Genomic DNA, 23540 nt, shown 5'->3' on the forward strand with positions numbered 1-23540 from the left:
CTCGGGCCTTAAATTCGGCACTCAGGTGCCTTCTCTTTCTTTTGCTCATCGGTCTGTTCTTTTTCGGTGTGAATCCACCCACTCAGAACAGCTCCAATTCTTCAACTACTTCCTGGCTCCGGTTTATGGGTCCACTTCACTCGAAAAGGTTTACTTCTCGTGCGGTTTTCTTCGGAGCAAACACCACCGTGTAGAACATCCTCCCAAAATCACGCTTCCTAATCTTGGTAGTGAACTGGTAGCGGCAGTTGCTCTTTTTAAGACAGAACGTCGGCGGTGATCTACGGAGTGAAGCGTAGCTTCACGGAGTTGGATCTAACGCTTTGTTCGATGATTTTTTCATCGATACTAATTTGTAGATAGCAAATCCGATAACAAATAGTCCGGTGGCGCCTGTTGGGACAAGCCATGAAAAGAAAGAGTTGACATCAAAGGCCAAAAAGATGAGGCAACCTGTTACTCCGAGTGCGATAATGATCCAAAGTGTTTTCATAAGTGGTTCTCACTAACCTAAATATTAACTGTCCTAAAGGGAATTATAATCCGAGTCATTTCTTATATCGAACAATATTGATTCGTATCACCCACAGCAGTGATATCAGGAAGCCTGTCTTGGCGATAGAGTGCCTGGAGAGCCTCGATTTTACAAGGGTTTTTTGACTTTGGCTGCGTCTATCACGCCCCCTTCGATCAGCGATTTACGGGTGAGCTAGCCTGGCTGATATCAGGGTGAGTTTCGTCAGCTCAACACTCAGTCGGAGATTTCAAGTTTGCAGGTTTCAGGCGGGAGGCGACGGACCTGGCAACCGCCACGCACCTTTCCACGTCGCTGCTTCGCGGAAAAGACTTCTTGCCCCATCTGCGAACCGACCGGATCCAGTCCGAGAAGGGTGGCTTGGAAGAATTTTTGAAAAGACAAGTATCCGCGAGGGCGGGACCTTATACCAACCTCCAGAATTCACCGGTAGAATGGAGGGGAGGTGGTGTGGGGAAGAGGCGCTGAAGCGCGGGGAAGGGAGAGCCGGTGTCTTTCGAGCCAATTCTGCAGCTTGGTATTACTCGGTAGGAAGGCCGAGCTTCGCTCGTTTGCTGCGGTCCTTAAGCCCGTTTTGGCTCCAGTAGTATTGCTTCTCCAGGCGGTGGGTCAGCTGTGCTTGCGCAAAGACTTTCCCTCCCGCTTCCAGTTCTTCCCAAGCTTGAATGACGTAGGGAAAGGCGGTTTCCACTTCGATTTCTAGACTGCGGCCGAGATCAGGGTAGTGCAGTGAGTAGATCGATCGGCCTGCTTGCTGGCTTTCTTTCCAGCTGCCCACGGCTGGATGCGGCGCGGGGTCCTGGTGCCTCAGGCGGAGAAAGAGGCTGCCGGGGACCATTTCGAAAGAGCCCGTCGGGAGGGCACTGGGGTCGAGGCGAAGCTGGGTCCAAAGCTCGTCCTCCAGGAGAACGTCCGGAGGCGAGGTGAATTGGCCCCTTTCGGCCCGTTGGAAGTAGGAGTGCACCTCAGTCTTCAAGCCGTTGGTCCGCCGATTGCTCTGACTAAAGGCATGCCCACACCACTCTTGGACCGAAGTCGTGACTTTGAGGGCGGCTTTTTGATCGACCGGCTGGAAGACCGAGGTCATGGTTCGGTAAGGATAGAGGCCGGTCAAGAAGTCGCGCATGGCATTCATCTTCAGGACCGAGACTGCCTGGCCTTGGCCGAAGTCTCGTTTGACCTGTTCTTCTACCAGGAAGGGTTCGGTGACGAAGACGAGCACGGCATGGCCCGGGTGGAGTTCTCCGTAGCAGCGTTGTTGCAATTCATAGCGATTGATTTCGGCTCCGTCGAACCAGTACCCGGCCACAGCCTCCGACGGCGGAGCTTGCGGCGTGTCGGCGGGGGCCAGGCTGGCGGCCAAAATCCAGAGAGTGCTCCAGCCCCCCTGCCAGAGTGGTCGAGAGGGTGATTTCAAAAATTTACGTGGCATGGTTCGGTTTAACTAGTTCGGAAAGAGGAGCTTCCAGCCCTTGCCTTTCTTCCTGATTCTTTTACGATCCGCCTCGAATGGAGATCCTGTCGCTGCTTATCTTCTTAGTCTACATGACTGCGAGCCTCGGTCTGCTCATTTTTGGGCTGAACTGCTACGTGATGTTGGGCTTTTTCCGAAGATGCTTCCATCGCGGACGCGCCACCCAAGCCTCTCTGGAAGAGGCCTTTCAGCAACGAGTGGCCCGCGAGGGGGATGCCTTCCTCCCGGTCATCACCACTCAAATTGCCCTTTTCAACGAGATGAATGTGGCTGAGCGGGTCCTCCGGGCCTGCGCTGCCATGGAGTATCCTGCGGACCGCCACGAGATCCAGGTGTTGGATGATTCAAACGATGAGACCATTGCGCTGGTCGATCGCGTGGCCGCCGAACTGCGAGAGGAGGGGCATGATATCCAAGTGATCCGGCGGGCCATCCGGGAGGGCTACAAGGCGGGGGCTTTGGGCGATGGCTTGGAGGTGGCTCGGGGTGAGTTTGTAGCCATTTTTGATTCCGACTTCGTGCCACCCAAGGATTTTCTCCTACGCGCTCTTCCGCACCTTCTCGAGGACCCTGGGATCGGTCTGGCACAAGGTCGCTGGGGACACCTGAACGCAGAGGACTCTCTCCTAACCCGCGCGCAAGCGCTCGGGGTGGATGGGCACTTCGCCATTGAACAAAGCGCGCGCGCCTGGAACCACCTTTTCCTCAATTTCAACGGGACGGCCGGTCTGTGGCGGAAGCAGGCCATTCAGGATGCGGGTGGTTGGCAGTCGGATACCCTGACCGAGGACATGGATCTCTCTTACCGCAGCCAACTGGCCGGTTGGCGGCTGGAATACGTCCCCGATCTCGTCGTTCCGGCCGAGTTGCCCTCCACCTTCACCGCCTTCAAGAGCCAACAGTTCCGCTGGGCCAAGGGCTCGATCCAGACGGCTCGGAAGGTCCTGCCCAAGGTCTTCGCTGCGAGAGTGCCGCTCATCAAAAAGATCCAATCGATCTTCCACCTGACGCACTACTTGGTCCACCCGCTCATGCTGACGGTCTCGCTCTTGGCTCTGCCGCTCTTGCTGACGAAGGGCGGCGAGCTGGTGCCGACCTTTTTCTTCATTCTCTTGGCCAGTCCGCTCATTCCCGCGACCCTTGCCCCCAGCCTCCTCTACCTGGTCAGCCAAAGGACGCTCTACCCTCGGAGTTGGCTGCAACGGGCTGCGCTGATCCCCGGGCTCATGGTAGTGGGCTTTGGGATTTGTCTTTCCAATTCTCGGGCGGTCTGGGAGGCGCTCTCCGGTAAGAAAAGCGGCTTCATTCGAACGCCCAAAGCAGGGGAGAAGCGCCTCAAGAACTATCGAGCCGGTTCCAGCATCGCGCCCGCTCTTGAGACTATGCTGGGGCTCTATTGCACGGCCACCTTCGTGCTCTACGTCGGCTTTGGTCAGGTGTGGATTGCCCCCTTCCTGCTACTCTACGCGGCGGGGTTTTTGCTGGTCGGCAGTGCCAGCTTGCGCGAGAGCCTGATCGGGTGACCCTTCCGGCTAGGACGTATCGACGTAGCTTTGGAGGCCGCCCCCGCTCTTTGGAAAGACCGCCGCACCTGGATTTGGCTGGGGTGCTTCGGAGCGGCGGCTGTCGCCTGCTGGCTTTGGAGCCAGCGCCCGACCTTACAGAGTGATCCTGTGCTGCGGGTCTGGCTTTTTGCCATTCTGGGTCTGACGGGCCTCGGCCTGACTTTTTGCTACCCCGATGCCTTGGCCCGAAAAGTTGGCAGCACCCGCCTTCTTTTGCTGTCGGCCGTTCTTTTGCGGGTGACCCTCCTGCCCTCGGCCCATACCGATGATCTCCATCGCTACCTCTGGGAGGGAAAGCTGGTCCGGGCGGGGATCAATCCTTACACCCAGACGGCGGACGACCCCTCTCTCGCCGCCTATCGCGATGCCCAGTGGGAGCGCATGAATCATCCAGAGCGCGGCACTGCTTACCCACCCTTGGCCCAGCTGGCCTTTGCCGCCGCTGGCATCCTTTCCTACCACGCGCTGCCGCTGAAGTTGCTCTTTCTCGGTGCGGATCTGGGGACCCTGCTGCTTTTGTTTTCGCTCTTGCGGCAGAGCCGACTCCCCGAACGCTGGGCCGGGCTCTACGCTTTCAGTCCGATGGTGCTGATCGGGATCGCGGCCGAGGGCCATTACGATAGTCTTTTCGCCTTCCTCCTGACGCTCGCCTGGTGGAGCCAAGCCCGTGGCAAGCCAGGCCTCGCCTGGTTCGCTCTGGCCTGCTCCGCCCAAGTGAAGCTCGTCAGCCTGGCTTTGGCCCCTCTCTTTCTTACCCGCTCTAGCTGGAAGCAGGCTTGGCTCTGGCCGCTGGGATTGCTGCTGCCCGCCCTTCCCTTCTGGGATGGAGTGGATGATCTGGCGCGCGGGCTGCTGGTTTTCGCTGGGGAGAGTCGCTTCAACGGAGGGGCCTACCTCTTCCTGGAGCGCGCCCTGGATTCGCCTGAGCTGGCCAAGCGACTCTGCTCCCTTCTTTTCGTGATGGTGGCGGTGGCGACGTGGGTGCGCTGGCTTCGCGGACTGCCCTTGGTCGATGCCTCACTCTGGCTCTTGGGCTGCCTCTTGGTGCTTTCCCCGATTGTTCACTTCTGGTATTTCCTCTGGATTCTGCCCTTGCTGGCACTGCGACCTTCGCTCGCCTGGATCGTTCTCCTCCTGACGCAATGCGCCTATTTCCTGGCTTGGCGGCACGAGGCGGAAGTCGGTTGGTGGGGCCTGCCAGAAGACTTCATTCTTTGGCTCTGGTTGCCCTTTTTTGTGATTGGCGCCTATGAGCTGCGGCATGCGTGGACACGAGGACTGCGGGCTCGGACAGCGGTCGATTCTTCCACGTCTTTCGCCATCTTGATCCCCACCAGGAACGCCGCCACTCCATTGCAAACTCTCCTCCCCACCCTTTTGCCGCAACTGCAAGCGGGCGATGAAGTTCTGGTGGTGGACGCCCACTCCCAGGATGAGACCGCTGAGCTGGCTCGAGCCCATCAGCTAGCTCTGACCACGAGTGAAGCAGGGCGCGGGAACCAGATCTCGGTGGGAGTGGCTCACACTCGCGCCCCTCTCATTCTGATCCTGCATGCCGACATGCGTCTTCCCGATGAGGCGCTCGCGACGCTTCGGGCTTTCTTTTCAGCCAACCCGATGGTCGAGGCGGCCGTCCTCGGGCAGCGCTTTCCGCAATCCAAGCTTGGGTTGGTCGGCATTGAGGTGCTCAACGAACTCCGAGCGACGCTCAACGGCGTCGGCTTTGGCGACCAAGCGCAGGCCTTTCGACGGAGGGCGCTCCAGGCGGTGGGAGGCTTTCCCTTGCAGCCGCTGATGGAGGACGTGGAAGCCAGTCTGCGGATTCTCCCCCATTCGAGAATCGCTTACCTCGGCCAGGAAGTCGCGGTCTCGCCGGCGAAATGGCACGGTCGCTTCTTCCAGCGTTTTCAGCTGGTCATTTCTCTGGTCATTCGTTACCGACTCGCCAGGTTCTTAGGCAAAGCTTTTGCCGCCAATTTCGCGAAGTCGCTCTACGCCGAGTATTACCAAAAAGCTCCTCCCGAGAAGTAATACCAACCTCCAGAGAAAGCCTTTTCCGGCGACCGGCGGTCTACCCCGCACGAAGGATCAGAAAGAGCGGCAGAAGTCTTCGAAACGGTCCATGCCGTTTTTGATGATGTCGAGCCCACAGGCGTAGCTGAAACGGACACTCTGGTCATGACCAAAAGCGGCCCCTGGAATGACAGCGACTTTGTCCCGGCTCAGAAGGCGCTCGGCCAAGTTGAGGGAGTTGATCCCGATCTTGGAGGTATCCACCAGGAAGTAGAAGGCGCCCTCGGGCTCGACCGTGCTGACGTTCTCAATGCTGGCCAAGCGATTGAGCATGTATTGCCGGCGGACATCGAACTCATCCCGCATATCCGAGATGACCTGAGCGGCGGAGGGGTGCGTGAGCGCCGCGAGCCCTCCGTATTGGGCAAAGCTGGTCGGATTGGAGGTGGTTTGGCTTTGGATGCTATTGATGACCTTGGCGTATTCTTCGGGGGCGGAGGTGTAACCCAATCGCCAGCCGGTCATGCTGTAAGCCTTGCTGAAGCCGTTCACTGTCAGGGTGAGCTTGGCAATCTCCTCTCCCAGCGAAGCGAGGGAGACGTGTTCCGCTTCGCCGTAGACCAGCTTTTCGTAGATTTCGTCGGAGATCACGAGGACGTCTTCCCCAATCGCGATTTCAGCGATCTTTTCCAATTCTTCCTTGGTGTAAACTGCTCCGGTCGGATTGCTGGGTGAGTTGAGAATCAGGAGCTTGGTGCGAGGGGACATGGCTTCCTCGAACTCCTCTGGAGTCATCTTCCAACCGTTCTCCGCTTTGGTCTCCACGATGACCGGATCGGCACCGGTCATCTTGACCATGTCAGGGTAACTGGTCCAGTAGGGGGCGGGGATGATGACCTCGTCATCGTCTTCGCAAAGCGCGTAGATGGCGTTGAAAAGAGCGTGCTTGGCTCCGCAACTCACGGTGACCAACTCTGGCGCCGAAGGGATGCCATTTTCGGCCACCAGCTTGGTGGCGATGGCCTCGCGCAGCTCCATGATTCCGCTGACGGCCGTGTATTTGGTCTCCCCGCGATGGAGGGCCTCGATGGCCGCTTCTTTGATGAAGTCGGGCGTATCCATGTCCGGCTCTCCCGCTCCGAAGCTGCAAACGTCTTCTCCCTGCTGGATGAGCTTTTTGGCCTCGGCTGTGATGGCCAGGGTTTGGGAGGGCTTGAGGTCGTGCAGGCGGGTGGAAACAAAGCTCATAAGTCGTTCTAGTTGATGGGAAAACGCTCTGGGAGCGCCGTCTCGCCGGCCGCGAAAGAGGGGAGGAGACAGATTGCCATGAGGATAGTGGTAAGCGACCGCCCCCTCCCGGTTCGCACTGGCTTGGCCTCCCGGGAACGAGGGGACGGATGCCTAGCGCAAAGCAGGTGGCTTGCAAGCGAAAAGGCGAGGCGGATTTTGGCGCTCGCTTTCCCTTTTGATCTCGCCACGTGGGCGGTTCTCGATTTTCTTCGAGGCGTGAATGTCCACCACCTGGAGCTCTTCTACTACGTCGCCAAATTCGAGGGCATCACCAACGCAGTCCGCTGCATGCCCTACCCGATTCAACAGCCGGCGGTCAGCGGTCAACTGCTCCAACTGGAGGGCTCCCTCGGGGTGAAACTTTTCCAGCGTCGCCCCTTCCAACTCACCCCCGAGGGAGAGCGGCTCTACGATTTCATCTATCCGTTTTACAGTCGCCTGCCTTCTCTTCAGGAATGGATCCGACAAGAGCGCAGCCAACATCTTCGCCTGGCCGCGAGCGCCACCGTCCTGAGCTCGCATCTGCCCGATCTCTTGAGCGAGTTCCGCCAGGATTGGCCCGAGCTTCGCCTCAGCCTCCATCAAGTGAACCCTTCGGAAGCAGAGCTGCTGTTGACTCGCCAGGAAGTCGACCTGGCGATTTCCGCCATCCCGAGCACCCCGGCCCGCGGCCTCACGGCCACCAGGCTCCTTGAGATCCCCCTGCTGCTCTTGGCCCCTCCGGGCAGCCGAGTCGCGTCCATCGAAGGTCTGGCCAGCACGGCCGGATCGATCGAATTGCCACTCATTTCCCTGCCACCCCACGAGCCTCTAGCTCAGACTTTCGAAAAAGAACTTTCGCGGCGTGGCCTGCTCTGGCCGCCGCAGATCGAGGTCTCCAATCTGGAAACCATTCGGTCCTATGTCGCCCAGGGCTTTGGGTATGGCTTGTCAGTGGCCGTGCCAGGCGTAGCGCCTTCTGGAGACATGGAAGAGATTCCGTTGAACGATTTCCCGTCTATTGAAGTTGGCCTGCTTCATGGGGCACCGCTCAAGCCGGTTGCCCAAGCGTTCCTCGAAAAGACGGTCCGGCAGGCTGCCAATCTCATCCAGTGAGCCCGGCTCTATTGATCGAATTGGAGGTCTTTCCACACCAGGCGATCTCCTTTGAAGAAATAGCAACCCAAGAAGGTCTGGCCCGCCAGAATCTGGGGCAGCCAATACTGGTCGTCCTCCCACATTTCCTGGTAGGGAATGGCTTCGATCTTGGTCCACTTCGGATCGGCTTCTTCGGTCTCGGTGGGAATGCCTTCAAACTGTTCGCTTAAGAAGACATAGCATTGGATGGCCAGCCCATCGCTGAACTGAAAGCGGTTTTCACCCATATAAGCGAGGTGGCTCGCCGTGATGCACAATTCCTCCTGGGTTTCGCGAATGGCACATTCCTCCGGGCTTTCTCCCGGCTCGATCTTTCCGCCGGGGGCATTGATCTTGCCGGCTCCCAGACCCCGCTTTTTCCGCATCAAAAGCACCTCCTCTCCTCGGCGAATGAAGAGAAGCGTGGCCCGCATATTGGGCTGCCAACGGGACCAATCGATGTCGGAAGCCTCCTGAATGGTGGCCATACTCAGTCTTCCGCGTAGGCCTCCATGCCTTCACAGGTGCAGACGAGATTGCGGTCGCCATGGACGTTGTCGATCCGGGAGACGGTGGGCCAGAACTTGTGCCGACGGGAAGCTTCAGAAGGAAAGGCCGCCAATTCCCGGGAGTAGGCGTGGGTCCATTGGTCTGAGCAAACCTCAAGTGCGGTGTGCGGGGCGCCTTTGAGGGGGTTGTCCAGCGGATCGGCCTCGCCATGGCGGACCGCCTCGATCTCGCCGTGGATCAGGAGGAGGGCGTCGCAGAAGCGATCCAACTCCTCCTTCGATTCGCTTTCAGTCGGTTCGATCATGAGCGTGCCGGCCACCGGCCAAGACATGGTGGGAGCGTGGTAGCCATAATCCATGAGCCGCTTGGCAATGTCCTCTACCGTCAAACCGAGCTCCTCCTGCACTGCGCGCAGATCAATGATGCATTCATGGGCCACTCGACCCCGACGACCCTTGTAGAGCACCGGGAATCGGCTCTCCAAACGATGCGCCATGTAATTGGCATTGAGGATGGCGATCTCGCTGGCGGCTTTCAGCCCTTCCGCGCCCATCATGGCAATATACATCCAGGAAATGACGTTGATGCTGGAGCTGCCGAAGGGAGCGGCACTGACCGCCCCTTGGGCACTTTCACCCAGGAAGCGGTGACCAGGAAGAAAGTCCAAGAGATGCTCCGCCACGCCGATCGGCCCGACCCCCGGCCCTCCCCCGCCATGGGGGATGCAAAAGGTTTTGTGGAGATTGAGGTGGCAGACATCCGCGCCCACTCGGCCGGGACTGGTCAGCCCGACCTGGGCGTTCATATTGGCTCCGTCCATGTAGACTTGGCCGCCATGCTCATGCACGACTTGGCAAACGTCCACGATCCCCTCCTCGAAGACGCCATGGGTGGAGGGGTAGGTCACCATGAGGGCGGCCAGGCGGGCCGCGTGTTCTTGGCACTTGGCCTGCAGGTCGGCCAAATCGATATTGCCTTCCCGATCGCACCCGACCGGAATGACCTTCATCCCCACCATGACCGCGCTCGCTGGATTGGTCCCATGCGCTGAGGTGGGAATGAGGCAGATGTCCCGCTGCTCGTCCCCCCGGCTGCGGTGATACGCCCGGATCGCGAGAAGACCGGCATACTCTCCCTGGGAACCAGCATTGGGCTGCAAGGAGACCCCGGCAAAGCCTGTCACTTCGGCGAGCCAGGTGACCAGCTCTTGAAACATTTCCAAATACCCCTCAGCCTGATCGAGCGGGGCGAAGGGGTGAAGCCCGCCCACCTCTGGCCACGTCACCGGCATCATCTCGATGGCGGCATTCAGCTTCATGGTGCAGGAGCCGAGGGGGATCATGCTTTGGTTGAGCGCCAAGTCCTTGGACTCCAAACGACGCAAGTAGCGCATCATCTCGGTCTCGCTGTGGTAGCGATGGAAGACATCATGGGTAAGAAAATCGCTCGTCCTTTGGAGACTTTCAGGGAGCCGGATCTCGTCGCTTTCCTCCCCAGCGCGTCCTCCCAACAACTGGAGGAGCTGATCGACTTCCTCTTCACCACTTCGTTCATCCAAAGCGATCACCAGACCCGCCTCGCCGACGGCTCGCAAATTGAAGCCGGCTTCCCTGGCCTTCTCAAGGAGCAGGGCGCGCTCGGACACTTTCGGGAGATGGACCGTATCAAAAAAGGCTTCTTCAGCCAAGCCCAGGCCCTTGGCCAAACGCGAAGCGAGTCCATGCACTCGCCGCGCGATAGAGCGGAGTCCCTCCGGACCATGATAGACGGCATACATCGAAGCCATGACCGCCAGGAGCACCTGCGCCGTGCAAATGTTGCTGGTGGCCCTATCCCGCCGAATGTGCTGTTCCCGCGTTTGTAAAGCGAGCCGCAAGGCAGGATTTCCCCGGGCGTCTTGGGACACGCCGATCAAGCGACCCGGGAGCTTGCGCTTGAGCTTGTCCGAGCAGGCGATGAAGCCAGCATGCGGGCCACCATATCCCAAGGGGACTCCAAAACGCTGCGCACTCCCGACCACGATGTCAGCCCCCATTTCACCCGGTGGCTTGAGGAGAGTGAGCGCCAGAAGGTCGCTGGTGACGATAGAAATGACTCCGGCGGCCCGAGCCTTGGCTAAGAAGGCTTCCGGATCGCACAAGCGTCCGAAGGTGTTAGGAAAGGGAAGGATGACCGCAAAGAGCCCAGAGATCTCTTCGGGGGCGCAGGCTTGCCAATCGCCCAAGACCACTTGCAGGCCAAGCGGCTCGAGGCGGGTCTCAATCACTTCGATGACTTGCGGGTGGCAGGTGTCGGCCACGAAAACCGTGGTGCCGCGTGGCTTGGAGGAGCGCGCTAGCGCGATGGCCTCGGCCGCGGCGGTCGCTTCGTCGAGGAGGGAGGCATTGGCCACGGGCAAGCCACAGAGATCGGAGACCATGGTCTGGAAGTTCAAGAGCGCTTCCAAGCGCCCTTGGGCAATCTCGGCTTGATAGGGGGTGTAGGCGGTATACCAACCGGGGTTTTCCAGCACATTGCGCTGGATGACCGCGGGCACGAGGCAGTCGTGGTAACCCATTCCCAAAAGAGAGCGCCGGGTCTGGTTCTTGCGCATCCTGCGGTGGAGCTTCCCAAGCGCCTCGTGTTCTCCTAAGGCAGCCGGCAAGTGAAGTGCCTCGAGAGAGCGGATCGACTCCGGGACCGCCTCCGCCATCAAGCGACCGAGCGATTCACAGCCAATCTCGCCCAGCATGGCTTCTTGTTCGGCCTCGTCGGGCCCGAGGTGCCGCCTCGCAAAGTGCCCGTAGGGAAAACGGGTTTGGGGCGTGGGGGGAGCGCCCGTGGATGGTTTAGCCGACATGTCCTTGATACGCCTCCGCGTTCATGAGGTTCTCTAGTTCTGCTGCATCCGAAATCCTCACTTTGTAGATCCAGCCCGCCTCATAGGGCTCGGTATTGATGAGTCCGGGGTCGCTCTCGAGGTCGCCATTGACCTCCACCACGGTCCCACTGACCGGAGCGTAAATATCCCCGGCCGCTTTGACCGATTCCACGACCGCGATCTGGTCGCCTGCTTGAAAAGTCGCCCCCAGTTCGGGCACCTCGACAAAGACGATATCCGTCAGCTCGGCTTGCGCGTGATCGCTGATCCCAATGGTGGCGATGTCGTCATCCAGGGCGACCCATTCGTGGGAGTCCGCATACTTCAGCTCTTCAGGAATGTTCACGATTCTCGATGATAAAAAGGCTTTTTGACCACTTCAGCCGGAAAGCGACGACCTCGGATCTCGATCTCAAAAGGTCGTCCCACTTTGGCCTCCAAGGTCGGAAGATAGGCCATGGCAATTCCCACGCCAAGGCTCGGAGAAAGCGTGCCACTGGTGAGCGTGCCCACCCGCACCTCGCCGGAAAACACTTCATACCCGCTCCGGGGTGGTGGGCTCTTGCCGGTCATTCGGAGAGCGACCAAGCGCTCCGGCGGGCCGAGCGCTTTTTGCTCCGCAAGACGCTCGCGCCCAATAAAGTGCCCCTTCTCCCACGAAACCGCCCAGCCAAGGCCGGCCTCCAGCGGCGTCCGCTCCAAGGAGAGATCGGAACCGTTTAGCGGGTAGCAAACCTCTAAGCGGAGGCTATCCCGAGCACCCAAGCCGCAGGGTTGGATGCCGAGCGATTTCCCCTTGTCCAAAAAGCGTTCAAACCAGGCCGCTCCCTCGCCCACCGGGCAAAACCACTCAAAGCCATCCTCCCCGGTATACCCGGTGCGACAAACCACCCCGCTTTCCTCCGCCCGCGCGCCCAGGCGGGACGGCAACTGGCAGCCGGTAGTTTTCTCATAGAGAGCGCTCGCCCGGGGTCCCTGCACCGCCATCCCCGCATAAAGAGCGCTCCGATTCTCAAGGCGGACTCCGGTGGTCGCCTGCAGCGAAAGCCAGCGAAAATCCTCCGCCTCCATGGAGGCATTCACCACCAGGAGCACCTCTTCCTCGCTCAAGCGGTAGACGATCAAATCATCGATGATGCCCCCCTCCTCGTTCAAAAGCAGGGAATACTGCCCCTCGCCCACCGCGAGAGCGGAAGCGCGATTGGACAAAACTCGATCCAACCAAGGGAGGACCTCCGGACCCGAAGCAACCAACTCACCCATGTGGGAGATATCGAAAATCCCAACCGCCTCCCGGACCGCCCGGTGCTCCTCCATAATACCCGCATACTGGATAGGCATCTCCCACCCGGCAAAAGGCAGGCAGCGGGCGCCCAGCTCTCGATGAAGGGAATCGAGCGGGGAGCGGCGCAGCAGTTCAGCATCCATTGGCATGCCATGATTCGACCCCCAAGTCGCTTTGTCAATGCGACCTCAGCTCCTCCCCTTCCGATTTTCCCCAACCACCCTTGCCAGTCGCCCTGGGAACGTCATTACTGGGCTCGTGTCCACCCGCCCGTCTTTCCTTCGCAGGCTTTCCGAGGTCTTCTCCTTCCCGGGTCTGTTTTTCTACATCGCCTGCCTGAATGCGGTCACCTTCGCCTTGGAATTGGCCAATCCCCTCTTGGTGGAATGGATTCGTCTCGACTGGAATGCCGTCTTCCGAGGCGAACTCTGGCGGCTGGTATCCTTTCTCTTTGTGCCTTGGGAAGACCCTCGCAACCCCTGGGCCTGGATCTTCATCTTCTTTGTTCTCTTGCTGGCCCGGCTTTTCACGCAGGTCATCGAAGCCACTTGGGGCGTGGCCAAAGCCTCGGGCTACGTCTACCTCGGCATTCTTGGAAACATCCTGGGAAGCCTTTACCTGCACCTCATTACCGGCGGCTCGGGCCCCTTTCTCGGCGGCGCCGCCCTGCTCTCTCTCAGCATGTTTCTGGCCTTCGCCACGCTCCAGCCGAATGTCCCGCTCATGCTCTTTTTCGTGCTGCCCGTGAAAGTGAAATACCTGGGCTGGGTCGCGGCTGCCTTCGTCGTCTTGGCCATGCTCGGCAGCCCCATTCTCTTCCCCTTCTTTGCGCTCTCCCTTGGCAACTACCTCCTGATCTTCGGCCCGGGAACGCTACGCTCCTGGAAGCAAAATTCGCAAACCACCAAGCGTCGAGCCGACTTCAAGGGCAAGAACCTCCCAGAAACCGAAAGCTTCCACCTCTGTGTCGAGTGCGGGGCCACCGAACTCTCTCACCCGGAACTCGAATTCCGCATCGGGGAGGACGGCGAGGAGTATTGCGGGGCCTGCCTCGCCAAACGAAAATCCCTTTAGCCTTCCTTGAGCCGTGCCTCATACCAAGCTGCAGAATTGGCTGGTAGAATGGCCGAGTGGATTTCGGGCCAGACCACCAAGGCGCGACGAGGGCGCGGTGCAGGCACCGTAACCGAGGAGCAACGCAGGGCTGGCTCGAAAGACACCGGCTCTCTCTTCCCCGCGCTTCAGCGCCTCTTCCCCACAACACCTCCCCTCCATTCTTCCAGCCAATTCTGGAGGTTGGTATCAGGCGCGGGCCCCGAAAAAGCGTTGGACCGCATGGAGAGCCGCCAAGGCCTTTCCGGAGTCCATCGAGGCGCTCGCCTTTTCGAGGCCCTCTTCCAGCGTCGGGGCCAGGCCGCAAGCCAACAAGGCTCCAGCCGCATTCACGCGGACCATGTCGCGTTTCCCTCCGCCGATGCTCCCATCGAGGATCCCCGTGAGCGTCCCGGCGTTGGCCTCGGCATCGCCCCCCGCCAATTCAGCTAAATCGCATAGGCCAATCTCAAAACCTTGGAGATCCATCCCAAATCTGAGGATCTCCCCCTTTCTCAACTCGGCTGCTTCGGTGACATCTAGGACGGAAATTTCATCCATGCCTCGTCCATCCCCCGTCTTCCCATAGACCACGAGGGCCGAGACCCGGTCCAGCTCTCGCAGGATCTCGGCAAAGACTGGCACCAAGCCCGAAGAAAACACCCCGATCAACTGATGCGGAGGGCGACACGGATTGAGCAGGGGGCCCAGGAGATTGAAAATGGTCCGCACCCCCTCGCTGGCCAAGCGCTTGCGCACCGCCGCCACCGACTTGAAAGCCGGGTGGTAAAGAGGCGCAAAAAGAAAACCAAAGCCCGTCTGCTGCAAACATTCCCGAAGACGCTCCGGCGAAATCATCAGATCCACGCCGAGCGCTTCCAAAACGTCCGCGCCCCCACTCTTGGAGGTGATGGCCCGGTTCCCGTGCTTCACCACCCTGGCCCCCGCCCCCGCCAAAACGAAGGAAACCGTGGTCGAGACATTGAACATTTCCAGCTTGTCTCCCCCCGTGCCACAGACATCCACCATCGGGCCGCTCAGTTCGCCGGCCTGAATGCCGGGATCGACCGCTACCCGGAGAAACTGCTTCACAAAGGCCGCGATTTCCCGTGGCGTCTCTCCCCTCTGAGAGAGCGCCTTCAGGAAAGCCGCCTTGGCATCTTCGGCTTCCGTCTCGGCCAGCAGAGCGGTGGCCGCGGCCGCGATTTCTTCGGCCACCAGCTCAGTCGTGGCCGCGCGTTCAGTCAAATGGAGCAAATCCTTCATCTCTCAGGCTACGGCGCAAGTCCTCCAGACGCCAAGACCATTCCACCCAGAGGGGCGTATTCCTTTGCGAGATGGAAACGAGTCCCAAGGCTTCCGCAATCTTCTTCTTCGATGGAGTCTGCCACCTTTGCGATCACGCGGTCCATTTTCTCCTCTGGATCGATCGCAAAAAAGCCTTCGCGGTCGCTTCTCTTCAAGGAGAAACCGCCGCCTCCCTCTTGCCCGAATCGTTGCGCGCCTCGCCCGGGAAAGATCCTGACTCCTTGGTTCTCTATCTCCAAGACAAAGATGCACCAAAAATCCTGACCCGATCCGACGCGCTCCTCGAACTTTGCCAGATTCTCGGCGGCCCTTGGCGACTCTTTCGGCTCTTCAAGATTCTCCCCCGCGCCTGGAGGGATGCCCTCTATCGAGTCATCTCGAAAAACCGCTTCCGCCTCTTCGGTCGCAAAGCCCAGTGCGAACTCCCCACCCTAGAAGAAAAGGCTCGCCTACTCCCATGAGAGTCCCGTCGAGGGATCTGCCGGCTTGGGGTCGAGCACTCCCTGCTTCACGAAGAAATCGTCCATCAAATCAAGCGACTGCGCGTAGGTGCCAAGATTGACATTGGCATTGAAAAAACTGTGATCACTTTCCTCGAAGATGACCAACCGGCAGTCGTTCTTTTTTCGCCGCATCAGCTTTTCAAAGCGCTCAACCGGCCCCACCGGCACAATCCGGTCCGCCCCACCGTGCACCATCAAGATCGGGGGCACCTTCTTGCGAACCAACTCCACCGGATTCCAGTGCCGCTTTCGATTTTTGGAGGCTGTCAAGGCGGGGTGGTGGAAAGGAGAGTCCTTGGATACATCCACAATCGGCGCAAACAGCCCCAAGGCCTGGGGCGCCGAAACCTCGTCCGTCTCCTCGGCCTCTCTCATGGCCAAAGAGAGAAGAGCGTGCCCCGCGGCCGAGCCAGCGATCGCGCCCACTCGATCTCCGTTCAAGCCCAGTTCGGAGGCAAAGCGCTGCACCCAACGGAGGGCCGCTTGGATATCGGAAATCCCCTCCAGAGGGGACTCGGCGCCAGTGGCTTGGGTGCGGTATTCCACCACGGCCGCGACCGCGCCCCGATGGCGAAAATTCAGGCAATGGGGGGCAAACTGACTCGGATGAATCCGATCCCAGCGGCTACCGGGAAAGCAGAGAATGATCGGTCGCCGCTCTCCCTTTTGATGCCCAGTCGGCAAAAAAAGAGTCAGGTGCAGCTGCTGGCCATCGACCTCCCGGTAAGGAGCCGGATAGCCATACTCGAGCAGCTTCTCGCGCTCCGCAAAAGCCGGCTCCCCCGGTGGGGGTGGAGGATCTTCGGGAAAAATCGGAGCTTGCAGGTCCACAGTCTTCTGCGCAGTCTGGAGTCTTCGGAAAGGCGCTGGAAGCGGGCAAGCGCCCGCATCCAGCGAAGCGCATACAGTTTCAGATCGAGATGCTTTTCAAGGACTACTTTCCCACGCCGGCCACCCTTCTTCTCCTGGGCATCCCTCTCTCCGCCGCCCCCACCGCCCCTGTTCCCTCGCGACTCGCCCTCGAAGGGGCCTACCAAGGTTGGCGAAGCGCGCTCACACAAAAAGACCTTCGCTCTTGGCAATATTACACCGCCGATTACCGCCGGATTCAAATCCGCAACACCATCGTCTCCCAAAAGCAGCCCTTCCCCCAAGCAGTCCTCGAAAGGCCGGTGCTCGCGCCTGCGCTCACTGGTCTGCGCTTTCTTGGAATCCGCACGGGGGATCGGACCGCCTCCGCCAGCTACTTCGGGCCCGTTGACTTTGGACTCCCCCCCGGGGACGAGATTCCCGACAATCTTCTCATCCTCCACTTCGTGCACGAAGAAGCCCGCTGGCGATTTGATCGGGCGCAGTATTTGAACCTGGAGGCGCGTCCCGAGATTCGACGAGAAATCGAGCAAGGTGGGCTGGGAATTTTGGAGGAGCCTTCCCTCCAGCCCCAGGTTCAGCCCCCCCCACTTCCACCCCTCTGCCGAGCACCGGAGTATATCGCCAAAGTCTTCGCGGAGGTGCCCGGCCTGCGAGCCGAAGTGGATTTTGGCGGGTCGGAAGTCTATCTCTTTGAGGACGAGCGCCGTGCTGACCTCATCATTGGAGGTCTCCAACGGGGCGTGAACAAAATTTCCTACCGCTTGGGCCCTCTCGAGAAAACGGAGGAAAACGCCCCCCTGCCCAACAAAGAAGGCTTTGAAATCTCTGTTTGGATCATGCCTGAACGCGAAGGACAAATTCCGGTGAGGGTCTTTCAGGAAAAGATTTTGCCAGGAGAGACGCCTCTGAAAAAGCGCTCCGCCCTCCTCTCGATCACGGCACAAAACCTCGCCGGGCGAAATCCCGCCAAATAAAGACCGGCTCCCTCCGTCCATCTTGCAGCCACCTTCATTAGAAAATCTCACGATCAAAAAGTCTGGTTTTTATGAAAAACTCGATATTTAAGCTATGCAAAGCATTTTTCTGCGATAAAATCTAAAAATGTCGGCTGACTCGCACAGCGCTGGGACGTCCGTGGCTACCTCGGGGGAATACCTTACCTTCACCTGCGAGGCTTGTCACCATGCCCTGACGGTGCCGCTCCACCTGGCTGGTGTTCGAGGACCTTGTCCTCAATGCGGCGAGACCATCCAGGCTCCAGACCGTCGTGGCGCACTCAGCGTCCAGCCCCTTTCCTTTGAGTGTGCCAGTTGCCAGAAGACCCTCACGGTCGGACCGGAACACTTCGGCGCTCGGGGCCCTTGTCCTCATTGTGGCGAGGAAGTGGTCGCTCCCCACCCGGGGCCCGCCCAGGCCTCGCCCTCGCCGCTCGCCGTGCAAAAAGCGGTCTTGCCAGCCAAGCGCCCGTCTCATGTGCGACCCCCATCGCTGGGGAAGGACCAACCGGAAGCCAGTCCCGATCTGCCTCCCACGTCTCTCCCTCGCCCGCGACCCGAACCCGCTCCGGAAGTGTCTCTCGTGACTCCGTCGAACGAGCCAGTGGTCGTGAAAGAATCTTGGAGCGACCTCGTCTTCAAGTTGGCTCTCTTGGCGGGTCTCGTGACGGTCTTCTGGACCGCCAGTCGTGGAAACCGAGAGGTGCTCGATCGCCTCTCCCAAGCCCTTGGGATGGGAGAGGAATCCAGCGAAATCGATTCTACCCCCCCCGCCCAAGCACCCACTCGCCCCGAATCGATCGAATCCTTCTCCGAGCCGAGGAAAACCATTGAAGCCTTCTTGCGAGCGGAAAGCTTGGAAGAGCGGGCTCCCTATCTCGTGGACTTGGAGCAAGTTGCCCAAGACCGCCGCCTACTGGATCGGTCGCTCCCCTACACCTTTCTTGGGCTCTTCAAGCTCTCCGAGCAAGACGATGAAGAGCCGACCCGCTCCTACTTCGTGTTACAGAAAAATGGCAGCGTGGTCGAGAACCCAGAGGAAGTCGCCGACTGGCCCACCGGGATTGTCATCGAAGTGCTCCCTCAAGCAGACGGATTCGGCATCTCCGCCCCTCCCCTCATCACGGCTCTCCAGCAAGGCGTCTTCCGCTTTCCGGGAGACAACCAAGAGCAGGGCACTTTCCCAGTCGTGATCCGTCCCACCCAGCCTCCGGGAGAAGAAGGGCCTCGCTTGCTGGGCCTCTCTCTTTACCCCGGCTCGACCGCCCCCAGAATCCAAGCGCTTTTGGCGGAAGAGCTCTCCATCCAAGACTCGTTCGATCAAAAATTCTTCGATGCCCGACAACGCCCGGTCGACGCCATCGCCCAAGTCACTCTCGAAAAGAGAAGCCTCCCCCTGGAGGACACCGGCGAAACCGTCCGCGCTCTCGTCATCACCGACTTGCAACTAGGTCACTGGTGACCAAGCGGCTCCTCAGGAACAGCGTTTCGTCGGCCCCTGAAGCGGTCCCTCTCTTGGATTGCGCGCAGCGTTTAGCGGGAGGAGCTGGGTGCCCTACCAGGTGGGCGGTCTTGCCTTGAAAAGGCCGCTTTTGGTAAGATGGAGAGTCTTATACCAAGCTGCAGAATAGGCTAGTAGAATGGCCGAGTGGATTTCGGGCCAGACCAAGGCGCGACGAGGGCGCGGTGCAGGCACCGTAACCGAGGAGCAACGCAGGCCTGGCTCGAAAGACACCGGCTCTTCCTTCCCCGCCCTTCAGCGCCTCTTCCCCACACCACCTCCCCTCCATTCTTCCAGTGAATTCTGGTGGTTGGTATGAGCCTCAATACCCCGCCGCCTGCGGCACCCCACCACTGGGTGTCAGTGTCAGCTGATACAGATGGTAGCGCTCCTCTGGTTGGAAGAGAAAGCCAGGACTCGGGTTGAGCAATTCGTAGCGTGACAACTCAAATTCCGGGAGCACTAGATTGGTATTGGGGTCATAGCGGGCTTGGCCGGTGTAACGCCCCCACAAGCGATACTCAAAGTTGTTGTCGTAGCCATGGGCACGGCCTCTTTCGTCAGGGATTTCCGGCAAGCGATCTGGCGTCCGTTTTCTGCGCTCGTTCACAATGACCAGCTTGGCCTCCTCCCAAGTCTGCCGCGGCTGCCGCAGGTAGCCCCAAAAGGTGGTGTTTTCCACGTAGTAACGTCGCCCGATGAACCAATCACCGGTTGGCTCCACAGCGATGGCCGCATTGCGCGCCTGCACCTGGGGGCTGGTCGTCTGACACCCCGACAGAAAAGCGGACAGCAAAGAGAGCAGGCAAAAAAGAAGGCCTTTTGGCATCCAAGAAAGAAACGCGTTCCCATCATCCGCGCAAGCAGTCCCTTTGTCTTCCAGCGGGTCCTCCGCTCCGCTCTGCTGGTGCCAAGCTTCGAAAGGACATGAGAGAAGAGGAATGGCAAACCACCGCCTGCACCGTGCCTACTCCGCGTGCACAAAAAAAAAGACCTGCGTGGTTTCCCACGCAAGTCTTCGTAGATTTCTTGCAGGCGAGCGGCTGCTCGCGGCAAAATCAGAATCCGACCGAAAGGCTGACGCCACCGACGACCGTATCGTCCTCGCTGGAGTCTTCGATTCCGTTAGAAACGATGTAGGCAACGTAAGCCGAAACGGTAGCGGTTTCCGTGATGGGAATATCCACTCCGAAGGTCACATTGTGGTTGGTGTCACCCAAAGAAGCATTGGTGGCGCTACGATCGCCTCCGTCAAGGAGGTCACCGTAGGTATAGGAAAGGCTCAAAGCGACCAGTCCGAGATCATATCCGGTTCCAATTCCGAACTCACCGTAGGTGTAATCGTTGTTGGCAGTTCCCACTTCACCGTAGTAAAGAGCCGCACTCAGATCGATCAGGTCAAAGAGCGTGTAGCCAAGGAAGATCGAGCCCTCGTTGTCGGGGGAGATGGAAGCTTCCGGGTAGGTATACATGGCGTATCCGATGCCGTAGCCAATCCCGTAAATCTCGTTCGAGAGGGTGGCGTAGATGTCTAGCTCGTCCGTCTGGCCGCCGGTTTCGGTCGGGTTAATGTACCAGAGGCCCGGAGCAAATTCGAAGCCGCCAGGAAGGGCAAAGGCAAGGTCGATACCGGTCCAGATCGGCTTGTCACCGAGCCAATCACCACGGAAGTAGTATTCCGTATCATAACCGGTCGAGATCGAGCCGGAGAACCAATCTTCTTCTTCCATGATTTCAACCGGCTCTTCCATCATGACGGGGCCCGCCATGGCAGTCGAAGCGGCGAAAATCGCGGCACCAGAGATAGCAAGTGCTTTCAATTTCATTGTCTTCAATCGTTAGGTTGTGTGTTTCGATGTGGACTCTCAACGAGCCTAAGCTCTTCAAGGTCAGCATCTGCTATGCCAGAAAAACTTAAGGCCGCAAGAATAGTTTTCCGGTTTGACTACTTTTTTATTAATTTTCTCCAGCTCCCCATAATTGTCACATCTTGAGCTTTTGAGACGATCCAATTCTCGCACAGGAAACCCAGTACCTCCCTCCCCTCCGCCAGTTCGACCCGACCCAAGCCCAGCGGTGACGGTATTTCCGCCAAGAAATCGCCCAAGCGCTTGAGAGGCATGGCCCACAATTCCACCTGGATGGCTCGGCCGCCCTTTTCCACTCGGATCAGGCCCGGGCGCTCGGGCGGACCCCCTGGGAGCTTGTAAAATCGATAGGCAGGAGCAGTCCGAGTCTCTCGCAGAAACCAAGCCCCACGGTCGGTGAGCTGCGAGTTCAAGTCCAGCCCTCGCATGTGCGCCCCGCAGACCAAAAGCTCCACGTGGCCCTCCGGCAAGTCCGCCTCTCGGTCTTCTTCCTCAGCACAAAATCGTGCGCCCACCTCTAAGAGAGCCCTCTCGGAGAAGGGCTGTGCCACCAAAGTCACTCCCCAGGGCATCCCGTCCTCTCCCCGCCCGACCGGCACGGCCAAGCCCAGCAAATCGAGGAGGTTCAGGTAGTTGGTGTAGTAGCCGAGGTCGCTATTTCGCTGGACCGGCTCGGCTTCGAGTTCATGCAATGTGAAAGCCCGACCCACCGTGGGCGTGACGAAAAAGTCCATCTCAGAGAGACCGTCTTCGGCCATTCGCCTCAGCTCCTGAAGGCGGTATTGCGCTCGGAAAGCCTCGACCACCTTCGCTTCCCCTCCTCCGGAAATGATTTGTCGGGTCACGGCTAGAACCTCGTCGGGAGACGAGTGCAAAAGCTCCTCGATGACCGCATAGCGCTCGGCCACCCAGGGACCTTCATAAAGGAGCCGAGCTGCCTCCAAAAAAGGCCCCAAGTCGAGCGGCACGGCCTTTCCTCCGAGCGACTGCAAACGAGCGACCGCCTGTCGGAAAAGCTCGGCCGCTTCCTGGCTGCCAAAAAACTCCAACTGCTCCGCCGACGGCACGCCAAAGCGAAATTCCTTCGAGGAAAAGGCGAGCGGATCTCCCGGCGGCCGGGCGTAGGCGTCCTCGCGATCATAGACACTCGCCACCTTCCAGACCCGTTCCACATCCGCACAAGTCTGCGCAAAAATCGAAACGCAATCAAGCGTACGACAAGCCGGGACGACGCCGCGACAGCTGATGGCTCCGCGACTCCCCTTGAGCCCGACCAAGCCGTTCAAACTCGCGGGCACGCGACCCGATCCCGCGGTGTCCGTTCCGAGAGCAAAGGCCACTTGCCCCCTCGCCACCGCCACCGCGCTCCCCGAACTGGAGCCGCCTGGAATGTAGTCCTCATGGAAAGGGTTCTGGGGCACTCCATAGGGGGAGCGGACCCCCACCAAGCCGGTCGCAAACTGGTCCAGATTGGTTTTGCCCATAGGGATGGCGCCGGCTTCGATCAGCTTCCCGACCGCGAAAGCGCTCTCTTCGGGAAACTGCTTCCAAGCCGGACAAGCCGCCGTCGTGGGCAAGCCTGCCAAATCGATATTGTCCTTGATGCCAAAAGGCACGCCGAACAGCGGCAGCGTCTCCGGCGATTCCCCTTCCAGCCGCCGCAGAAACCCCTCCAACTGCTCCCGCGAGCAGACCGAGATCCAGATCGCAGGGTCCCCCGCCTCGATCCCCCGCAAGGCCTCGAAAACCACCTCTCTCGGGCTCGTGACCCCCTGCGCGTAATCCGCCAACAACTTCGCAATCGTCATTTCTCCTCCTCTGCTTGGATCGCGCCCAAGACCTCCCCGGGCAGCACCGCCTTGCCCTCCCTGGCAAAGACCCTCCCCAAGGTCCCAGACTGGGGGGCCGCCACCGTGATCTCCATTTTCATGGCCTCCAGCACACAGACTGTCTGGCCAGCCACCACCTTTTCTCCCTCCGCCACCCGCCACTGCCAAACACTCGCTGGAATGCCATTCTCAATAGCGAACCAGCCCTCAGGCACTTCCGCGGCTTGGCTGGCAGCGTCGTCCTCGACCACTTCGAGCGCTGCCATGGACTGCCCCGCCGTCTCCCAGCGCAGCCGCTCCGCCTCGAAGGCCTTGGCCTGCCGCGCCTTGGCTTCCTCGATCGAGGCCGCATTCTCTCGCAGAAACCCTAGGTAGTCCGCCAAGCACAAGCTCGTCTCTTCCACATGCGGGTGCCAACGCCCTTGAGGAAAGTCCTCGCGAATCTTTTTCAGCTCTTCGTCCTCCACCGGGTAAAAGCGGATCTGATCGAACCAATTCAGGAGCCAAGGCTTGCCCTCGGGAAAGCTCTGGGTGCTGCGAAAGCGATTCCACATCTGCACCGTGCGACCCACAAACTGATAGCCGCCCGGCCCCTCCATCCCATAGATACACAGGTAAGCGCCTCCGATGCCGACGGCATTTTCGGGCGTCCAAGTGCGGGCTGGATTGTACTTGGTGGTCACCAGGCGCTGTCTCGGGTCGAGCGGGGTGGCCACCGGGGCGCCCAAATAGACATCACCCAAGCCCATCACGAGGTAGCTGGCTCCATACAGAATCTCCTTCACCTCCTCTTGGGTGGCCAGGCCATTGATGCGGCGAATGAACTCGATATTGCTCGGGCACCAGGGAGCCTCTGGATTGACCGTGGTGACATACTTTTGAATCGCCTTCTGCGTCTCCTCATCATCCCAAGCCAGCGGCAG

At 59.5% G+C, this 23540-nt stretch carries 21 protein-coding genes; 8 read left to right on the forward strand and 13 right to left on the reverse strand.

The features are described from left to right. Positions 1–280 (forward strand): hypothetical protein (locus AAF555_10385; GenBank protein MEM6911974.1); only part of this gene is annotated, 280 nt, incomplete at its 5' end. 21 nt (positions 281–301) lie between these two features. Here AAF555_10385 and AAF555_10390 read toward each other — a convergent pair. Further along, entirely contained in the window at positions 302–493 is a 192-nt protein-coding gene (locus tag AAF555_10390) for a hypothetical protein (GenBank protein MEM6911975.1), read from the reverse strand. A gap of 562 nt (positions 494–1055) precedes the next feature. Then, positions 1056–1952: a septum formation inhibitor Maf gene (locus tag AAF555_10395; GenBank protein ID MEM6911976.1), complete on the reverse strand. Its 897-nt coding sequence runs from the start codon at positions 1950–1952 to the stop codon at positions 1056–1058. Positions 1953–2080: 128 nt separating this feature from the next. Here AAF555_10395 and AAF555_10400 point away from each other — a divergent pair, with 128 nt between their 5' ends. Next, positions 2081–3532 (forward strand): glycosyltransferase, encoded by a 1452-nt coding sequence (locus tag AAF555_10400; protein MEM6911977.1) that lies wholly within the window; start codon positions 2081–2083, stop codon positions 3530–3532. A gap of 30 nt (positions 3533–3562) precedes the next feature. Next, positions 3563–5605, forward strand: coding sequence for a glycosyltransferase (locus AAF555_10405; protein ID MEM6911978.1), 2043 nt, complete (start codon positions 3563–3565; stop codon positions 5603–5605). Positions 5606–5662: 57 nt separating this feature from the next. Here the strand turns inward: AAF555_10405 and AAF555_10410 are convergent, their stop codons facing one another. Beyond that, positions 5663–6835, reverse strand: a complete 1173-nt coding sequence (locus AAF555_10410; protein ID MEM6911979.1) for a pyridoxal phosphate-dependent aminotransferase — start codon at positions 6833–6835, stop codon at positions 5663–5665. A gap of 198 nt (positions 6836–7033) precedes the next feature. On the opposite strand from AAF555_10410, the gene AAF555_10415 reads away from it, so the two are divergent. Beyond that, entirely contained in the window at positions 7034–7972 is a 939-nt protein-coding gene (locus AAF555_10415; protein ID MEM6911980.1) for a LysR family transcriptional regulator, read from the forward strand. Between the two features lie 8 nt (positions 7973–7980). Here AAF555_10415 and AAF555_10420 read toward each other — a convergent pair whose 3' ends face one another. From AAF555_10420 to gcvT, 4 genes are read right to left on the reverse strand one after another with little or no spacing between them, the layout of a single operon-like run. Then, entirely contained in the window at positions 7981–8481 is a 501-nt protein-coding gene (locus tag AAF555_10420) for an 8-oxo-dGTP diphosphatase (protein ID MEM6911981.1), read from the reverse strand. Positions 8482–8483: 2 nt separating this feature from the next. Continuing rightward, entirely contained in the window at positions 8484–11342 is a 2859-nt protein-coding gene (gcvP, locus tag AAF555_10425; GenBank protein ID MEM6911982.1) for an aminomethyl-transferring glycine dehydrogenase, read from the reverse strand. Continuing rightward, a complete protein-coding gene (gene gcvH, locus AAF555_10430; protein ID MEM6911983.1) occupies positions 11332–11712 on the reverse strand; it encodes a glycine cleavage system protein GcvH in 381 nt (126 codons plus the stop codon). Before gcvH ends, gcvP begins: the two co-directional genes overlap by 11 nt. Further along, positions 11706–12797 (reverse strand): glycine cleavage system aminomethyltransferase GcvT, encoded by a 1092-nt coding sequence (gcvT, locus tag AAF555_10435; GenBank protein ID MEM6911984.1) that lies wholly within the window; start codon positions 12795–12797, stop codon positions 11706–11708. The genes gcvH and gcvT overlap by 7 nt, the downstream gene beginning before the upstream one ends. A 109-nt stretch (positions 12798–12906) precedes the next feature. Between gcvT and AAF555_10440 the strand changes: the two genes are divergently transcribed. Continuing rightward, a complete protein-coding gene (locus AAF555_10440; GenBank protein MEM6911985.1) occupies positions 12907–13722 on the forward strand; it encodes a hypothetical protein in 816 nt (271 codons plus the stop codon). A gap of 228 nt (positions 13723–13950) precedes the next feature. On the opposite strand, the gene trpD is transcribed toward AAF555_10440, so the two are convergent. Beyond that, positions 13951–15006: an anthranilate phosphoribosyltransferase gene (trpD, locus tag AAF555_10445; GenBank protein ID MEM6911986.1), complete on the reverse strand. Its 1056-nt coding sequence runs from the start codon at positions 15004–15006 to the stop codon at positions 13951–13953. Between the two features lie 71 nt (positions 15007–15077). Between trpD and AAF555_10450 the strand changes: the two genes are divergently transcribed. After that, positions 15078–15509, forward strand: coding sequence for a DCC1-like thiol-disulfide oxidoreductase family protein (locus AAF555_10450; protein MEM6911987.1), 432 nt, complete (start codon positions 15078–15080; stop codon positions 15507–15509). On the opposite strand, the gene AAF555_10455 is transcribed toward AAF555_10450, so the two are convergent. Further along, positions 15498–16382: an alpha/beta hydrolase gene (locus AAF555_10455; protein ID MEM6911988.1), complete on the reverse strand. Its 885-nt coding sequence runs from the start codon at positions 16380–16382 to the stop codon at positions 15498–15500. The two genes, AAF555_10450 and AAF555_10455, sit on opposite strands and share 12 nt — an antisense overlap. Positions 16383–16471: 89 nt before the next feature. Here AAF555_10455 and AAF555_10460 point away from each other — a divergent pair, with 89 nt between their 5' ends. Further along, on the forward strand, positions 16472–17398 hold the full coding sequence (locus tag AAF555_10460) for a hypothetical protein (GenBank protein ID MEM6911989.1): 927 nt from the start codon (positions 16472–16474) through the stop codon (positions 17396–17398). A gap of 127 nt (positions 17399–17525) precedes the next feature. Continuing rightward, positions 17526–18881, forward strand: coding sequence for a hypothetical protein (locus AAF555_10465; protein MEM6911990.1), 1356 nt, complete (start codon positions 17526–17528; stop codon positions 18879–18881). Positions 18882–19242: 361 nt separating this feature from the next. Here AAF555_10465 and AAF555_10470 read toward each other — a convergent pair whose 3' ends face one another. From AAF555_10470 to AAF555_10485, 4 genes are all read right to left on the reverse strand, one after another. After that, positions 19243–19749 carry a hypothetical protein gene (locus AAF555_10470; protein MEM6911991.1) on the reverse strand — a complete coding sequence of 169 codons (507 nt, stop codon included), beginning with the start codon at positions 19747–19749 and terminating at the stop codon, positions 19243–19245. A gap of 229 nt (positions 19750–19978) precedes the next feature. Next, positions 19979–20746 (reverse strand): hypothetical protein, encoded by a 768-nt coding sequence (locus AAF555_10475; protein MEM6911992.1) that lies wholly within the window; start codon positions 20744–20746, stop codon positions 19979–19981. Between the two features lie 119 nt (positions 20747–20865). Beyond that, positions 20866–22596, reverse strand: a complete 1731-nt coding sequence (atzF, locus tag AAF555_10480) for an allophanate hydrolase (GenBank protein MEM6911993.1) — start codon at positions 22594–22596, stop codon at positions 20866–20868. Then, positions 22593–23540 (reverse strand): carboxyltransferase domain-containing protein (locus AAF555_10485; protein ID MEM6911994.1); only part of this gene is annotated, 948 nt, incomplete at its 5' end. The genes AAF555_10485 and atzF, both read right to left, overlap by 4 nt.

This window comes from Verrucomicrobiota bacterium, from assembly GCA_039027815.1.
Lineage (GTDB): Bacteria > Verrucomicrobiota > Verrucomicrobiia > Verrucomicrobiales > JBCCJK01 > JBCCJK01.

Bases quoted from the DNA above. Each gene is read 5' to 3' on its own strand.
- AAF555_10465 (MEM6911990.1), top strand. From the start codon at position 17,526: ATGTCGGCTGACTCGCACAGCGCTGGGACGTCCGTGGCTACCTCGGGG.
- AAF555_10470 (MEM6911991.1), bottom strand. From the start codon at position 19,749: ATGCCAAAAGGCCTTCTTTTTTGCCTGCTCTCTTTGCTGTCCGCTTTT.
- AAF555_10410 (MEM6911979.1), bottom strand. From the start codon at position 6,835: ATGAGCTTTGTTTCCACCCGCCTGCACGACCTCAAGCCCTCCCAAACC.
- AAF555_10450 (MEM6911987.1), top strand. From the start codon at position 15,078: ATGGAAACGAGTCCCAAGGCTTCCGCAATCTTCTTCTTCGATGGAGTC.
- gcvT (MEM6911984.1), bottom strand. From the start codon at position 12,797: ATGCCAATGGATGCTGAACTGCTGCGCCGCTCCCCGCTCGATTCCCTT.
- AAF555_10390 (MEM6911975.1), bottom strand. From the start codon at position 493: ATGAAAACACTTTGGATCATTATCGCACTCGGAGTAACAGGTTGCCTC.
- gcvP (MEM6911982.1), bottom strand. From the start codon at position 11,342: ATGTCGGCTAAACCATCCACGGGCGCTCCCCCCACGCCCCAAACCCGT.
- AAF555_10475 (MEM6911992.1), bottom strand. From the start codon at position 20,746: ATGAAATTGAAAGCACTTGCTATCTCTGGTGCCGCGATTTTCGCCGCT.
- AAF555_10460 (MEM6911989.1), top strand. From the start codon at position 16,472: ATGCTTTTCAAGGACTACTTTCCCACGCCGGCCACCCTTCTTCTCCTG.
- atzF (MEM6911993.1), bottom strand. From the start codon at position 22,596: ATGACGATTGCGAAGTTGTTGGCGGATTACGCGCAGGGGGTCACGAGC.
- trpD (MEM6911986.1), bottom strand. From the start codon at position 15,006: ATGAAGGATTTGCTCCATTTGACTGAACGCGCGGCCACGACTGAGCTG.
- AAF555_10400 (MEM6911977.1), top strand. From the start codon at position 2,081: ATGACTGCGAGCCTCGGTCTGCTCATTTTTGGGCTGAACTGCTACGTG.
- AAF555_10420 (MEM6911981.1), bottom strand. From the start codon at position 8,481: ATGGCCACCATTCAGGAGGCTTCCGACATCGATTGGTCCCGTTGGCAG.